Below are 14,945 nucleotides of genomic sequence, written 5' to 3'. Positions count from 1 at the left end.
CCTAATCTAATTCCTTCATTTTAAAATTTTTATTTGGTGAAACCACTTTGGCGACTCAATAAGTATTTGTACAAATACAAGGGCTTGATCCTTTTGGGGATAGTTTTTACGGTGATTTCTAACATTTTCGTAATTATCCCAGCGCAACTAGTCAGACTTGCAATAGATTATGTTGTTGAAAGTTTTTCTATTTATAGGCCTTTGGAACAAGGTGGAATGGGTGATCAGGCACAAGATATTTTCTTAAAATTTGTTGTAGTCTTTGGAGTTTTGATCCTAGTAATGGCTTTGCTACGAGGAGTTTTCTTGTTTTTCATACGTCAGACCCTCATCATCATGTCCCGAAAAGTGGAATATGATATTAAGAATGAGATTTTTGATCACTACCAAAAATTGCCTCTTAGCTTCTACAGAAAAAATAGCACCGGTGATCTGATGGCAAGAATCACAGAAGATGTGAGTCGTGTGCGGATGTATCTTGGTCCAGCTATCATGTACGGTTTGAATCTCTTGATTCTTTTCCCGCTAGTGATTACCTATATGATCACTGTGAATCCTGTTTTGACGCTTTATGCACTGCTGCCACTTCCAGTTCTTTCCTTAAGTATCTATTATGTGAATAATATGATCAATGAGCGCTCTGAGAAGATTCAGCGAAGTTTGAGTGGGTTGAGCACTTTTGTTCAGGAAGCATTTTCGGGCATTCGTGTTCTAAAGGCGTTCGTACGAGAAAGTGACAGTGCTAATGATTTTGCTACAGCAAGTGAAGACTACAAATTAAAATCCATTCGGCTCACTCGAGTGAATGCGCTTTTCTTTCCTATAATTATGGCCCTTGTCGGTGTGTCTACAATTATCACCGTGTACGTTGGAGGTCTGCAGGTGATCAGTGGAGAGATAGGGTATGGAGTGATCGCAGAGTTTATTCTCTATGTAAATATGCTTACCTGGCCGGTAACTTCCCTTGGTTGGGTAACTAGCATCGTGCAGCGTGCAGCAGCTTCGCAGACAAGGATCAATGAGTTTTTGGATGAAAAAAGTGAAATAATAAGTACTAATAATATCAAAGCAACTATCCATGGAACAGTGGAAGTTGAGAACCTCTCGTTCATCTATCCTGATTCTGGAATTCAAGCGCTTAAGGATGTTAGTTTTCAGATCAAAGAGGGTCAGACTCTGGGGATAATTGGAACGACAGGCTCTGGGAAGTCAACTATTGCCAATCTACTGATGCGTATGTATGATCCTTCCACTGGTGTGATCAAGGTAGATGGAAACCCGATAGATCAATATGATATCTCTGACCTTCGCAGACAGATAGGATATGTGCCACAAGACGTATTCTTGTTTTCAGATAGCATCGGCAATAACATTGCTTTTGGCATAGAAGAGTCTGATCCTAAGATTATAGAGCAGGCAGCTAAAGATGCAGACGTGTATCAAAACATTGTAGAATTTCCGAAGGGATTTGAGACAATGCTTGGAGAGCGGGGAATCACCCTTTCAGGTGGGCAGAAGCAGCGTGTGTCCATTGCAAGAGCGATAGCCAAGGAACCTAAGATTCTTATTTTAGATGATTGCCTTTCGGCGGTTGATACTAAAACGGAAAATGTGATCTTGACGGCGCTGAAAAATATAATGAAAGATCGAACTTCCATTATTATTTCCCATCGTGTGTCCTCAGCTAAGCTAGCAGATCAGATCATTGTCTTGGATGATGGTAAAGTTATAGAAAGAGGAAACCATGCCTCACTGATGAAGCAAAAAGGAGTTTATGCTGAGCTTTATGAAAAGCAAACTCAGGCAGGGGAATCCATTGATAATTAAGGTTTTTAATCTTATTTTAATTTAGGAAATCAGCTTTCGAAAAAAGTATTTAACTTGATGTCTATCAGTTCATCTAAAATTTTTAGTCATGGAAGAAAAGAAATCCAGCACTCAAGACATAGAAAAAGTACTCAAGGAAATCGGAGACAAAATTGAAGAGCTTGTAAAGAAAGGTGCTGACGCAGGAATGGATGCGAAAGAGGATATCGAAAAGAAGATCCAAGACTTGAAAGAGAATAAGACTACCCTTGAATCAGAATTTAAAAAGGGTAAGGAGATTTTAGAGCGAGAATTTAAAGAACGTACTGAAGACTTCAAGCCAAAGCTGCAGGAATCTAAAGGGTTGTTCAAAGAAGGATTGAAGCAAATCGCAATGGCTTTTAAGGCACTGTTTGCAAAGAAGTAAGTAGTAAGGATTGAATCCTTTCAATAACAAAAAAAACTGCCCGAGGATAACCTCGGGCAGTTTTTGTTACTTTTCTGCGAGTGCATTACATCGATCATAGGCGGGATCGAGGTCAATGAAAATATCTTCTTTGGCTGTAATAAACCATTTCCCAAGAAGTTCATCCTCTTTTTTACGTAGTGCAGCTGCTTTTAGCTTTTCGTAGTCATCTTCCATATTCGCTCGGTGCGCAGGGTATTTAGCCTTATAATATAGAATCCGGACTTTGGTGCCTTCTCTTGGATCTTCAAACTGCATAGGCATAGTGATGTCACCTACCTTCATCGTATCTATCATAAAGAATAGCAATGGATCTTCAAGCGTTCTTAAGGATAGACGATTTGAATTGTTGGAAGGATCAGTAAAGAAACCACCGGCATCTGAAGTACTTCTGTCATCAGAAAAGTCCTTTGCAGCTTTAGCAAAATCCAATCTTCCTGCTTCAATTTCTGTTCTTAAACTGTCAAGATATCGTTCTGATTTTTCAATGTCAGCAATAGTTGCCTTTGGAATCCTTAAAATATGTCTGGAATTGTAGGAACCGTCATTGCGTCTTTCAAGTAATTGAATGAGGTGAACACCAAAAGCTGTTTCTACAGGATCACTTAATTCACCTGGCTTCAATGCTAGAGCTGTAGACTCAAATTCCGGTGCTAATTCGCCTCTTCTAAAAAAGCCTAGATCGCCTCCCTGTGCTCCAGATCCTGGATCTTCGGAATATTGTTTGGCAAGGTCTGCAAAATCAGCTCTTCCTTCACCGATATCTTTTTTGAATTGATTCAATTGTTTGAAAATATCATCTTTTGTCTGAGGATTCACTTTAGGTTTTACTACAATTTGACCTACTGTAGCTTCTGAAGTGAATAGCGGTAAGGAATCTTTTGGGATACTGTTGTAAAACTCTCTTACGTCATTAGGAGATACAGTCAACCCTTCTGTAATCTGACTTCTCATACGTTGTACGATTAGTTGTTCTCTGATCACATCTTCTATTTCATCTTTTAGCTGATCTGAGGATTTGCCATAAGCTTCGACAAGTGTATTTTCATCTCCGCCAAATTGCTGCATAACCATATTAAATCGCTGCTCTGTCTGTAGCATTACTTCAGCGTCAGTGACAATAACAGAATCAACTTCTGCTTTGGCGACCATTAGTTTATTGATCATCAACGATTCAAATACTTGGCAACGAGAAACAGCTGCTTGTCCCTGCTGATTCTGAGATAGAGCTTCTATATACGCTTTCTGTACATCTGATTCCAGTAAGATATAATTATCCACCTTAGCCACGATTTTATCAAGAACCTGTCCTGTTGGAGGAGTCTCTTGAGCAAATGATGCAGTTATCAGCAAGCTGGCGATTAGAGTGAAAGTAAGTCGGTTTAGCAATTTCATGGATGTTTTTCCGTCTCTTAATACTAGGGTGACGGTTTTCTTTTGTGAATTATTATTGATTTAAAGCAATGAAAGTTTCCTCTTTTGCTTTAGGGTTGATCTTAATTGGGTATTTCTTACGTAGGGATTCAACGAGGCTTTCATCCAAAAATTCCTGGTAATCTCGTATCACCAACCCGCGCGTTTCATCGAATTTCTTTGGACTTGCTGGAATCCTTTCTCCTAAGAGAACTAAATGCAAATGACCATTTACTTCAAGTTCCTGATAGCTCTCTTTCAGATCTGCCTTTGACAAAACTGCGTGGTCACTGTATTCGATGTTTCCGGATTCTGTTTGGTAGGCTAAAGGATTGGAAAGTTTATAGCTGCCTTCAAAAGAAGCTTTTAACTCTTCAGAAAGTGGTTTTCCTACTAGCATTTTGCGAGCAGCATCTAGCTGAGTCATGTCAAGCACTTTGACGATGAAAGCGTCCACTCGGCCTTTCCATTGGTAATCTCTAATGTTTTTTTCGTAAAACGACTTTTGTGCTACGGAATCCATAAGGCCTTTTTGCCAAACTTCATCATTCATCAGTGAGAATAGCAGGATGCCATCTCGATACTCCTTCAAAAGCATTCTATACTCCTTATTATTTGCAGCTAAGTCCGCCTCTTCAGCCATATTAAGTTCTGATGCAGCAAAGCGTTCATACCAAGTGTCAAATATACCCGCTTTATTTCTGAGGGTAAACTCTTCTTCTGCCATGAAATCGGCTAGGTCTTGAGCTACAAAGCTTTTTCCTTTGAGCGTAAAGATTTGATTGTTGGCTAGATCTTTTTCTATCAGAGTCTGAGCAAAGCTATTTTTGGTGACGCTTGCCATTTCGGTTCTCAACTTGGCAACATTCACCTCATTTTCATCAAAATTGTATCGTGATTTCTGTATAGCCATCACCTGAGAAAGGATCATTGTGGAGCGAGAGTCTCTCAAGATTTTGGAACGAATACTCTCTTCCATTGCTTCAAAGCTCTCTACTGGCCTTTTATCTTCTAATCTTAAAATATGATAGCCATAGCGCGTCCGAATAGGAGGGGATACTTCACCAATTTCTGTCAATGAAAACGCAGCCATTTCAAAATCTGGGATCATAGACCCTACACTGAACCAAGGCAGCATTCCGCCTTTTTGACTACTGGCAGGATCTTCAGAATAGTTTTTTACAATGTTTTCCCAAATGGTACTTTCTTTCTGAATCTCATTATATATATCGGCGACTTTACGCTTAGCTAGATCTTCACCATTGGGTGCTTTCTCATCTATCCTTACCAATATATGTGAAACACGAACTTGCCCAGGGTTGGGTTGGCGATCGAGTACTTTTATGATATGATAGCCGAAGTTGGTTAATACAGGGCTGGAAACCTGTCCTGCTTGTAAGTTATAGGCAGCATCTTCAAAAGGCTGAACCATTTGCAACGCTGTGAAATAGCCCAAATCACCTTTATTTACTTGCGCAGAAGGATCATCAGAATATTCTACAGCAAGGTCATTGATGCTTCCATTCTTTTTGATCTCATCCTCGATTTTTAAGGCCATTCGTAGTACGATCAAACTATCTTCTTTACTCGCTTCTGGCGGGAATTGAAGAAGAATGTGGCTAGCACGGATAATTTCCTGCATTCTGGAATAGGCTTTTCTTAATTCCCCTTCTTCCAGAGAATTTCTGATAAGGAATGGTGCTTTTAGATTTTCCCGAAAAGATTCAAATTCTCTAAGAAACTCTTCTGATTGATCAAGTCCTTTGGCTTCAGCTTCTCTTACTTTAAGCTTGTAATTGATGAAAAGATCAAGGTTTTCATCAAACTCTTCTCTGGACATTCCAGGTGTACCAGGCTCAGATTTATTGCCTTTAGAAAGTAGGTAGATCAACTCATCTTTGTCCACTGGTTTTCCACCTATGGTCAATAAAGGATCATCCTGCCCAGATGCCTGAACAAAGGCCGTCGCAGGGACGGAGAATTCAAATGCTAGGAGAATAGTGAATATAAGTGCCGAAATGGTTCGGTTTGTCATGTTTTAAATGGCAGAATTTGAATGCAATTTTACAAATTTATTAGGATTTCAAGTCAAATGTCCCGAATACTAAGCATTTAACAAGAATTAGGACTGAAACCATTTGATCAACCGGCAGGTATTAGTGCCCTTGTTGGATTCAAATTCTATTTCATCCATTATCTTCTTGACCAAAATTATGCCTAAACCGCCTTTTCGCTTTTCTCCTTTTACTTTATTAAGGTCAGGGACCTCATAATCAAGCATATTAAAGGCTTTTCCCTCGTCAGTAATTTCAAAAATTAATTTCCCGGGATTTTGTTTGACGTTGAGTTCTATATAATCTAATGCGTTGCAGTTATGGGAATGGATGATCAGATTAGCACATACCTCTTCTACAGCCAGTGTGATCTGGTGTTGGTCAATGTCAGAAATACGTAACTCTCCCAGGGTCTTTTTTAAAAAGACTCTCAGCTCAGAAAGTGCTGTAGTTTGACAAGATATTCTCATCTGATGTTTCATTTCAGGCAAGTAGTGCAGTTTTTTTGTCTGGATAAATTTGGATGAGCTGATCTAATCCCAAAATCTTAAATACTTCAAAGACGCGATCAGATAGGGAAAAGATTTTTAAATCGATTTCTTTTTCCTGAAAATCTTCAAGATAAGACATGAAAACGCCTAATCCCGCGGAAGAAATGTACTCCAGACCAGTACCATCTACTAAAATGGAGCTACTGCCATCCGTAACTAACTTAGTGATGGCTTCATCCAGTATGACGGAGTTACTCGCATCTACTTCCCCTTTGAGGAAAAGTATATGGTGTCCGTTTTCTATTTGGGTTTCTATTGTTAGCATCTTTTAGCTGTCTTTTTGTTGGGTAAATTTTACCACCATCATAGAATAATCATCATCTATTAATCTATCACCACCTACAAAGGCATGCAGGGAATCAATTATCTTAGTCTGAATTTCTTGAGGACTGAGTTCGTGATATACTTCTAGTAAGGTTCTGATGCGCTCAAAACCGAATTGATGGGATTTTTCATTTTTTGCTTCTACGATACCATCTGTAAATAGGACCAGCGCATCTCCTGCTTGATACGTAAATGTCTTCTCCACAACGTGTTTTTCATATTGCATGTTTCTTAAAATACCTAAGCCTAAGCCATCAATCTGTAAATATTCAGATTTATTAAGACTTTTCTGATGAAAAAGGGTGGGTACATGACCAGCTCGGGAATGACAAATGGTTTGTTCTGCAGTATTGATGATGAAAATCGATGCTGTAATGAAATGGTTCCTTTCCAGACATTTACCCAAAGCAGAATTGGCTTTGATCATAAAATCCGATGGACTGAGATTTAATTGTATCAGACTTTGGAAAATGCCTTTCATCTGAGACATGTGGAATGCTGCAGAAGTCCCTTTACCGGATACGTCTCCGATAATCAACACGTAGCGGTCCTCATCTAATTTATAAGTATCGTAATAGTCACCACCGACTTCATCCGCAGCATTGGAATATGCACAGATTTCGAAGCTTTGATTATGGTCTAATTTGGTAGGTAGAAGTGATTTCTGTACCCGTTGGGCAATTTTCAACTCTTCCTGGTAGCGCTCGTTAAGGATGGCTTGATTCAACAATCGATGATTTTCTACCGCAATACAAGCCTGTCTCGCAAAAGTGCTAATGATAGTCAACATCTCTTTATTGAATCCATCGCGGACTTCCTTACAGAGTACAATTTTCCCAAATACTGATTTATTTATTACCAAAGGGACCAGCAGAACGGATTCATACTTAGGATGGACAACCTTAAGAGTGAAAGGATTTAAGTTGTCAGCGCGTTTTTCTGAAGCCCAATCTTGCACTGTTTTATCGTGTTGAATAAGTTCAGAAATTTCTTCCCTCGTTTTACGATCTATAAAACGCTCCTGAGTAAGGCCTTCCGGAAATTCTTCACTGGTCATTTCCAGCCAAGCTGCATCAGCGTACGCTGCGCTCATGCAAGAATCCATCAGTATATCCAGTACTTCTTCCTCATTTTCTTCAGGCTGAATAGATTGACTTAGGCGTTGAAAATTAATCGCTTCGGTTAGTTTTTGCTCAAAAACTGAGGAAGTTGGTAGGTTGAAAAGAGTTACTAAAAAGCTAAGAACGGCGTACACCAGTACAAACCAGAAAAGAGCTAAAAGGAATAGACTGCCAGTTAGGTTTACGGGAGTGATTATGTTGTCCGTAGATACATAGGTGTTCCATATCAAATAGGCAACAGAGAAAATAATAATGGCAAGGAAAAGCAAGGACTTCCATTTCTCTTTAAATGTCAGATAGGGTATCCATTTCAAATTAGCAGAAAGGATTGTTCCCAAGATTCCGAGTAATGCGAGGCTAAAAAAGTAGGTGTATTCAGGATCACCTCTGTCGAAAAACACGACAAACATGGAAATCAGCATGGCTATTTCATAAGCTTGCCATTGCTTTACTATTCGTTTTGATTTTTGATAAAGGATCAGATGCTGCCACAAAATCGCTGTGGAAATCACAAAAATGGTGATAAGACCAAACTCTACATGGTAGAAGAAGTTATCAAGGAAAGGGTCATTTGCTAGTTTGCTTTGCCCTAAGGATGATTTGAATAAATCAATGATCACAAAAATTGCTACCGCAAAAATCCCTGTTGACGCTCCTCGCCAAATGAGATTTAGGAAGTCACCTTGTGAGCTCTTATTTATAGAGTATTTATAAAACCCATAAACACAAATAAAATATAGTGTTTGCAAGATCCAGGTGAACTCAATCGCTATACCAGACTCAATTTGATTGAGAATACCAATAAGCCGAACTAAATCAACAAATAGCAAGGCAAGCCATACCAAGATGGCGAGCAACAAGCTTAGCTTTCCGATATGGATTGGTGGTAGTTTGATCATGGATGCGCTACCACAATAATACTCATTCGGAATGGAAAATAATGAAGGAGGTGAAGTAAGTGGAGGTAGTCAGATGTTAAAAAGTCTAAATAGAAAGGTGGCCAAGTGAATTTTCAAATTTACATACAGACCAGGTCATCAATTATTCCTGCTCCATACTTCTCATCGATCAAGGTGAGGACCTTGCTTTTATGCATTAGTAATTCCTTCTTGATTGGGCCTGAATTTAGTTTTACAAAGAGCTTTTTGTCTTTTATAAAAACTGACGTAGTTCGATCTGCTATGGTTTTTCCTACAATTTCTGGCCAATCATGAACCAAAGACTTCTCTCTGAATTTGCCTTCCAATCGGTAAGCTTTGAGCAGATCGTTGAAAGCGGACTCTAATGGTGCCACTTCTTTTTTTCTGCTGAAATATCCGTCTCTTGCCATAATTTATGTAAATCTCAAACAAAAAGTGCCGCCGCGATGCTATCGGCTAGCAGTTTTCCGCTTTTGGTCAAAGATAGTTTTTTATCCTGCCAAAGGAGCCAGCCTTCCGAATCCATTTGAGATAAAATAGACTTTTTAGAAGTTAGGAGATCATGACCGAAATCTCTGTGGATAAATTCGAAGTCAATGCCCCAAAGTGTTCTAAGGCCTGTTAGTATATATTCATTTAAGCGCTCGTCCTCAGTGAGGTTATCCACAGCAAATGGGGGTGTACCGTTCTCCATGCTTTTTAGATAAAGAGAATTGCTGGATGGATTTGCGCCTCTGTTTTTTCCGTCAAAAGAGTGAGCACTTGGTCCTACTCCTAGGTAAGGCACCCCTTTCCAGTAGTTCGTGTTATGTAATGCAAATTGATCAGGCTTTCCAAAATTGGAAACTTCGTATTGAATATATCCCGCTGTTTCGGTTTGCTCTTGCAGAATTTCAAATTGCTCAGCTACAAAATCTTCATCAGCAGGCTGAAATTGCCCTTTTTGTGTCCAGTTTCCCAGAGCAGTTTTAGGTTCTACTGTAAGTGCGTAGCTAGAAATATGACCTGGGTTTTGGGCGATTGCTTCTGATAAATCACGCTTCCATAACTCATGATTGGGCTGTGGAAAGCCATAGATCAAGTCGAGACTGAATTTTTCAAAGCCTACTTTCCTTGCCTTTTCTATCGCCGATCTAGACTCTTCGGCAGAATGAGCGCGGTTGTAAAATTTCAAAACCTCCTCATCGAAACTCTGAATTCCCAGACTTAATCTGTCTATTCCAAGATTTTGCCAAGAGCGAAGGTTGTCCTCGCTCAAATCATCGGGATTTGCCTCCAGCGTTACTTCTTTCCAATTCGAATTATAGGTCTTGGCAATCTGATTCAGGATTTTCTCAATCAGTTTAGGTTTTAATAGAGAAGGTGTTCCTCCTCCAAAATAGATCGTTTCTAAATCCTTATTTAGTAAGTATTCGGCCCTCAATTCCAGTTCTTTGCAAATCATATCAGCCATTTGCTCCATTCTGTCCAGATTGGTGCTGAAGTGGAAATCGCAATAATGGCATGCCTGCCTGCAAAAAGGAATGTGTATGTATATGCCCGCCAATGTGAATTCTATTATTTTGCGAATATAATCAATCCCCGATAGCCCTTTGAAAACCTTCCTTTTGGCATGCTTCCTTTTTTTTGTTGCCGGAGGGTTCATTTGCGTGGCACAAAATAGCTATTGGGTAAAATTGACTAGCGATGAGCTGGAAGGATATGCGGATTGGAAAGCCTTTTCTGGTAAAATAGCAGGAAGGAATTACCTTGACTCCATTCAAAGCTCTCTTCAAAACGAAGGATATCTAGGTCTTTATTTGCTAGAAGATGATATAGCGAATGATTCTGCACGGGTGAAATTGGTCTTAGGCAAGAAATATATCTGGGATTTCATTTCTGAAGGAAATGTTCCTCGTGAATTCTCTAAAGATGCTAATCCAATCACTCAGGAATATTCCTCAGCAGTAGCATGGATGAGGAAAGTGATCCGTGAAGCAGAAAACCATGGTTTTCCTTTTGCGGAAATAAAGCTGGATAGTATTCAGCGAAGTGGGAATAGACTTTCCGCAGTTTTTAGCTATGATTCGGGCCCTCTGATACTTTGGGATAGCGTGAAAGTAGAAGGAGAAACCAAAACACAAGAGAGTTATATTCAGAATATTACAGGTATTCGTCCAGGGACTCCATTTTCCCAAAGTCAATTTGAAGAGGCAAATCAGATACTTACACGCTCTCCATATTTTCTGCAGACCCAATCGCCCTCCGTTGAATTCCAAATCAAAAAGGCTCAGCCGACATTTACTTTAAGAGATAGAAATACCAATGTTTTGGACGGCATAATAGGATTACTGCCTAATGCCAATGAACCTGGTAAAATGCTTATTACGGGGCAGTTGGATTTGGAATTATACCATTTGGGGGGCAAAGGAAGAGATGTTGCTGTTCATTGGCAGCGGCTGAATGTGGCGACACAATCTCTGGACATTTCCGCAAAAGAGTCATTTCTTTTTAATTCCCCACTCGATGTCAGCCTGGGATTCAATCTCCTAAAGCAAGATTCTACATTTTTAAATAGGTATTTGAGTTTGGATTTTGGTTATCACATGAGTTCGAATAGTTATCTGCGGTTTTTTACGAGAAGGCAGTCCAGTGATGTGCTGAGTACCAAGTCCTACGAGGATGCTACTAAACTTCCAGATATAGCAGATTATCGATGGAATCAGTATGGGGTGGGTTGGAACTGGAATAAATTGGATTCGCCGTATTTCCCTAGGAGAGGTTTTCTTATTAGCAGTGAATTTGCAATGGGGAATAAGAGGATTCTTGAAAATACGGGATTCCCGCCTGAGGTATATGTGGGGTTGGATTTGAATAGTCCGCAATATCTGGGAAAGGGTGAAATTGAGAAGCATTTTTACATTAGTCCTATATGGGGAATGTGGTTTAAGGGAAGTATGGGATTCACTCAAAATAAAAATCTCCTTTTGAATGATTTATTTCGCTTAGGCGGACTGAAAAGCATTCGTGGCTTTAATGAGAATTTCTTTTTTGCGAGATCATATGGTTATATTAATATGGAGCAGCGACTTTTTTTTGGAGAAAACTCATTTCTAATGGTATTTGCTGACTTTGGGATTCTGGAAAACCCGTACTTTGCACCCTCGCTTGATAAACCGGTCTCTTTTGGTGCAGGAATCAATCTGGAGACTGGCTCTGGCATCTTTCGATTTATCTACGGAGTCGGGAAGTCTAATTTACAACCTTTACAATTCTCCTATTCTAGGATTCATTTTGGCTACTTAGCCAGATTTTGAGTATGAAAAAATTGATCAGCAAGTCAATACTTATATTCTCACTGTTTTTTACAGTGGGGTCACAGGCGTTTTCTCAGGTTTTGGAAGATTATAATTCAAAGTGGGAAGAAGGAGAACGCGAGACTTGGTTTAGCTCAAATGATCGTTTGCTATTGGAATTGGATATAGAATCTTTCCCACTAGCCTATTTTTCTTTTGAATTCCCAGATCATTCTGTGGTTTTTGTAGGAGAGAAACTTTGGTTTTTTACAGATCAAGACACGGCGTTCACGGAGCAAGTAGCTGAGTTTAAAAAGGAATTTTCTGGAAATCAGGCAAATCTTACTGTTTTTAAGAATGGAATTTCATCGGAACAGGCAAGTGTAAAGAAGATATTGCAATCGGAGAGGATAGAAACTACTATTAATGGAGATATACTGCTTTCAGAAAAGAGGGGTTTTGATAGGCAAAGTATTCGCGACTTTTTTGTTTTAGGATTACTAATATCGCTCTTATTGATTTCGCTTTACAAATTGGCTTACCCATTCATTTTCGCTATGATGATTAAGCCTCTCTCTTTGCTAAATGCAGAAGATTTTTCGGAAAGTGGGAGTTTGCAGAAGTTTTTCTCCTTAGATATTCTGTTTTATGTTTTTATAGTTAATATGCTTTTGTCACTCGCGATGGTGACTAGTGTGGTGGTGTTTCGTCAAGAGTGGTTAGAAGCACGTGTAGCATTGGGTTTTAACGTCCTAATTATGCTTTGGATTGGAGGAGCATTTTTTCTATTGATACTTACTATTGTCAAGTTTACTGCAATTAAAATTTTATCTTATTTATTTGATTTGGGGAAATTAGAATTCCCTCACTTCTTTTACTTATTGAGATTAGTAGTAATAGCAACTATTGGTTTAATATTGATATGTGCATTTTTCTTATTTAATGAGTTCTCAAGTGTCAAAAGAGCCTTGGAGTTGTCCTTTGTAGGTTTTTTCTGGATATATATATTAGGTATTCTAGGTTTGTTCCTAATTATGGTGAATAGATTGGGCTTTAAGAAATATCATTTATTTACTTACCTTTGCATCGCAGAATTAGTGCCCTTTTTAATCTTGGCCAAATTGGTGCTTGATTTGGGTCATTAATCTCGGTAATCACCAAATGGAATAATAGAAGTATGAGCGCAGTTACCAAAGACAGGTTTAGACCAGTAAAAAGTATTCTAGTATCTCAACCAGCCCCAGCGGGGGCGAATTCTCCCTACGTGCAGTTGGCTGAGAAATATAATCTGAAGATAGATTTTCGACAGTTTATTAAGGTTGAACCAGTTGTGCCAAAGGAATTCCGCAAGCAGAAGATTGATATATTGAAGCATACAGCTGTGATTTTCACGAGCCGGAATGCGATTGATCACTTCTTTGCTATCTGCAAAGATTTCAAAATCGAAATGCCTGCAGATATGAAGTATTTTTGTATTTCAGACCAAACGGCTCATTATCTTCAGAAGTATATAGTAATCCGAAAGCGTAAATTATTCGTAGGTCAGAAGACGGCACAGGATTTATTTGATTATTTCAAAAAGCATAAATCAGAGAAATATCTATTCCCGTGCTCGGATATTCGTAAAGATGATATTCCGGAATACATGGAAAAGAATGGGATTGCGTTTACAGAAGCCATTATTTACCACACGTTGGAGGCTGATTTGTCTGATTTGGCTGACGTTAAATATGATATCCTTGCATTTTTCAGTCCATCGGGAATTAAATCGTTGAAAATTAATTTTCCAGATTTTAAACAGGGGAATACTAGAATAGCTGCATTTGGACCTACTACGTCACAGGCTGTGAGGGATTTGGATTTAATTTTAGATATTGAAGCACCTATGCCAAATGCTCCAAGTATGACTGGTGCATTGGAACTTTATATCAAAAAGGTGAATAATTTGTAAATCATAGGATCTAAATCTGTGGTTTTTCAGTTTAAATTCTTACAATAGATCTTAAGTTAGTCGAAAACCACAATACAATGATTCGAAGAGGCCATGGTAAACACTTTTTGAGATATTCCATTCTCCTACTATTCTTTTTTGAGGTTTCTTCGCTGATGGCCCAGCAGGATCCTCAATTTACTCAATACATGTATAATGGCATGTATTACAACCCAGCATTTGCAGGTAAAGAAGGCGGATTTAGGTTTTCGGCCTTGCATAGATCTCAATGGTTGAATTACACCACTAACTCAGGACAAGGAGGTGCGCCTGTTACTCAATTGGTAACCGCGCAAGGAAGGCTAAAAGGTAAAAATATTGGATATGGCCTTACACTTGTCAATGATCAAATAGGTGCAACTGGTAACCTGGAAGTCAATCTTCAGGGTGCTTACCATAAAAAGCTTAACAAATCTACGTTAAGCGTTGGTGCATATATAGGTATGTATTCCAGTTCGATCGATTATGGCGAGCTTATTGTAGTGAATCCCGAGCCAAACCTCCCGAATTCTGGAAAGGAGAGTCAACTAAACTTGAATTTTGGGGCAGGCTTGTTATTGGATGGGCGTGATTATTATATAGGTTTAAGTAGCCGGCATATTAATGAGCCTAACTTCGATTTTGGAGATGGCTCTTACGCAAATCAGCTGAAGAACCACTCGTATTTGTTGGTAGGATATAGATTTAGACCAGTAGGGCAACTTGCTATCGAGCCAAGTTTTCTGCTAAAATCAGTGTCTTTTAATAATTTTTCCTACGAAGTGAGCGTTATTGCTACGCATCAAAATAAGATAAGCGGAGGAATTGCTTTTAGAGGAGAGGAGTCAGTGTCTTTTATTTTAGGATATAGTCTGTTGAAAGATAATTCGCTAAAATTGGGATATGCGTTTGATTTGGTTGTAGGTGGAGTAGAAGCAAAATCTCCTACTAGTCATGAGCTGATGCTTCGTTATACCTTATCTGATATGAGTAGAGAGGTACAACGAGTAATTCAAAGAACGCCACGATTTAGATTTTAAAATATT

13 protein-coding genes are annotated in these 14,945 nt (G+C 39.0%); 6 read left to right on the top strand and 7 right to left on the bottom strand.

Annotated features, from left to right (window positions below; all coding sequences use genetic code 11):
* The first annotated feature begins 36 nt into the window (after window positions 1-36).
* Together BM291_RS03920 and BM291_RS03915 are read left to right on the top strand one after the other, a co-directional pair.
* Window positions 37-1,827, top strand: a complete 1,791-nt coding sequence (locus BM291_RS03920) for an ABC transporter ATP-binding protein (protein WP_092894942.1) — start codon at window positions 37-39, stop codon at window positions 1,825-1,827.
* Between the two features lie 88 nt (window positions 1,828-1,915).
* Complete coding sequence (locus tag BM291_RS03915) at window positions 1,916-2,233, top strand: hypothetical protein (protein WP_092894856.1); 318 nt, start codon at window positions 1,916-1,918, stop codon at window positions 2,231-2,233.
* Window positions 2,234-2,299: 66 nt separating this feature from the next.
* Here the strand turns inward: BM291_RS03915 and BM291_RS03910 are convergent, their stop codons facing one another.
* From BM291_RS03910 to hemW, 7 genes are all read right to left on the bottom strand, one after another.
* Window positions 2,300-3,667 carry a peptidylprolyl isomerase gene (locus BM291_RS03910; protein ID WP_092894855.1) on the bottom strand — a complete coding sequence of 456 codons (1,368 nt, stop codon included), beginning with the start codon at window positions 3,665-3,667 and terminating at the stop codon, window positions 2,300-2,302.
* Between the two features lie 52 nt (window positions 3,668-3,719).
* The gene (locus BM291_RS03905; protein WP_092894854.1) at window positions 3,720-5,720 is read right to left on the bottom strand and encodes a peptidylprolyl isomerase; all 2,001 of its coding nucleotides are present in this window, start codon (window positions 5,718-5,720) and stop codon (window positions 3,720-3,722) included.
* Between the two features lie 87 nt (window positions 5,721-5,807).
* On the bottom strand, window positions 5,808-6,221 hold the full coding sequence (locus BM291_RS03900) for an ATP-binding protein (protein ID WP_092894853.1): 414 nt from the start codon (window positions 6,219-6,221) through the stop codon (window positions 5,808-5,810).
* Window position 6,222: 1 nt separating this feature from the next.
* A complete protein-coding gene (locus tag BM291_RS03895; RefSeq protein ID WP_092894852.1) occupies window positions 6,223-6,555 on the bottom strand; it encodes an STAS domain-containing protein in 333 nt (110 codons plus the stop codon).
* Between the two features lie 3 nt (window positions 6,556-6,558).
* On the bottom strand, window positions 6,559-8,634 hold the full coding sequence (locus BM291_RS03890; protein ID WP_092894851.1) for a SpoIIE family protein phosphatase: 2,076 nt from the start codon (window positions 8,632-8,634) through the stop codon (window positions 6,559-6,561).
* A 119-nt stretch (window positions 8,635-8,753) separates the two neighbouring features.
* Window positions 8,754-9,065: a DciA family protein gene (locus BM291_RS03885; RefSeq protein ID WP_092894850.1), complete on the bottom strand. Its 312-nt coding sequence runs from the start codon at window positions 9,063-9,065 to the stop codon at window positions 8,754-8,756.
* A 14-nt stretch (window positions 9,066-9,079) separates the two neighbouring features.
* The gene (hemW, locus tag BM291_RS03880) at window positions 9,080-10,201 is read right to left on the bottom strand and encodes a radical SAM family heme chaperone HemW (protein WP_092894941.1); all 1,122 of its coding nucleotides are present in this window, start codon (window positions 10,199-10,201) and stop codon (window positions 9,080-9,082) included.
* A 46-nt stretch (window positions 10,202-10,247) separates the two neighbouring features.
* Here hemW and BM291_RS03875 point away from each other — a divergent pair, with 46 nt between their 5' ends.
* The 4 genes from BM291_RS03875 (at window position 10,248) to BM291_RS03860 (ending at window position 14,939) form a co-directional block, all read left to right on the top strand.
* Window positions 10,248-11,951 carry a BamA/TamA family outer membrane protein gene (locus BM291_RS03875; protein WP_139229029.1) on the top strand — a complete coding sequence of 568 codons (1,704 nt, stop codon included), beginning with the start codon at window positions 10,248-10,250 and terminating at the stop codon, window positions 11,949-11,951.
* Between the two features lie 2 nt (window positions 11,952-11,953).
* The gene (locus tag BM291_RS03870; RefSeq protein WP_092894848.1) at window positions 11,954-13,075 is read left to right on the top strand and encodes a DUF4271 domain-containing protein; all 1,122 of its coding nucleotides are present in this window, start codon (window positions 11,954-11,956) and stop codon (window positions 13,073-13,075) included.
* Between the two features lie 32 nt (window positions 13,076-13,107).
* Window positions 13,108-13,881 (top strand): uroporphyrinogen-III synthase, encoded by a 774-nt coding sequence (locus BM291_RS03865; protein ID WP_092894847.1) that lies wholly within the window; start codon window positions 13,108-13,110, stop codon window positions 13,879-13,881.
* Window positions 13,882-13,958: 77 nt separating this feature from the next.
* Window positions 13,959-14,939 (top strand): PorP/SprF family type IX secretion system membrane protein, encoded by a 981-nt coding sequence (locus BM291_RS03860; protein ID WP_092894846.1) that lies wholly within the window; start codon window positions 13,959-13,961, stop codon window positions 14,937-14,939.
* Window positions 14,940-14,945: the final 6 nt, after the last annotated feature.

Origin of the sequence: Algoriphagus aquimarinus (assembly GCF_900112005.1) — a bacterium.
In the GTDB taxonomy this organism is placed as follows: Bacteria; Bacteroidota; Bacteroidia; order Cytophagales; family Cyclobacteriaceae; genus Algoriphagus; species Algoriphagus aquimarinus.
This window is presented reverse-complemented; position numbering and strand designations above follow the sequence as displayed.

Coding starts and splice junctions, on each gene's coding strand:
- BM291_RS03895 (WP_092894852.1), bottom strand. CDS start 6,555: ATGCTAACAATAGAAACCCAAATAGAAAACGGACACCATATACTTTTC.
- BM291_RS03870 (WP_092894848.1), top strand. CDS start 11,954: ATGAAAAAATTGATCAGCAAGTCAATACTTATATTCTCACTGTTTTTT.
- BM291_RS03865 (WP_092894847.1), top strand. CDS start 13,108: ATGAGCGCAGTTACCAAAGACAGGTTTAGACCAGTAAAAAGTATTCTA.
- BM291_RS03860 (WP_092894846.1), top strand. CDS start 13,959: ATGATTCGAAGAGGCCATGGTAAACACTTTTTGAGATATTCCATTCTC.
- BM291_RS03900 (WP_092894853.1), bottom strand. CDS start 6,221: ATGAAACATCAGATGAGAATATCTTGTCAAACTACAGCACTTTCTGAG.
- BM291_RS03905 (WP_092894854.1), bottom strand. CDS start 5,720: ATGACAAACCGAACCATTTCGGCACTTATATTCACTATTCTCCTAGCA.
- BM291_RS03885 (WP_092894850.1), bottom strand. CDS start 9,065: ATGGCAAGAGACGGATATTTCAGCAGAAAAAAAGAAGTGGCACCATTA.
- BM291_RS03910 (WP_092894855.1), bottom strand. CDS start 3,667: ATGAAATTGCTAAACCGACTTACTTTCACTCTAATCGCCAGCTTGCTG.
- BM291_RS03890 (WP_092894851.1), bottom strand. CDS start 8,634: ATGATCAAACTACCACCAATCCATATCGGAAAGCTAAGCTTGTTGCTC.
- BM291_RS03915 (WP_092894856.1), top strand. CDS start 1,916: ATGGAAGAAAAGAAATCCAGCACTCAAGACATAGAAAAAGTACTCAAG.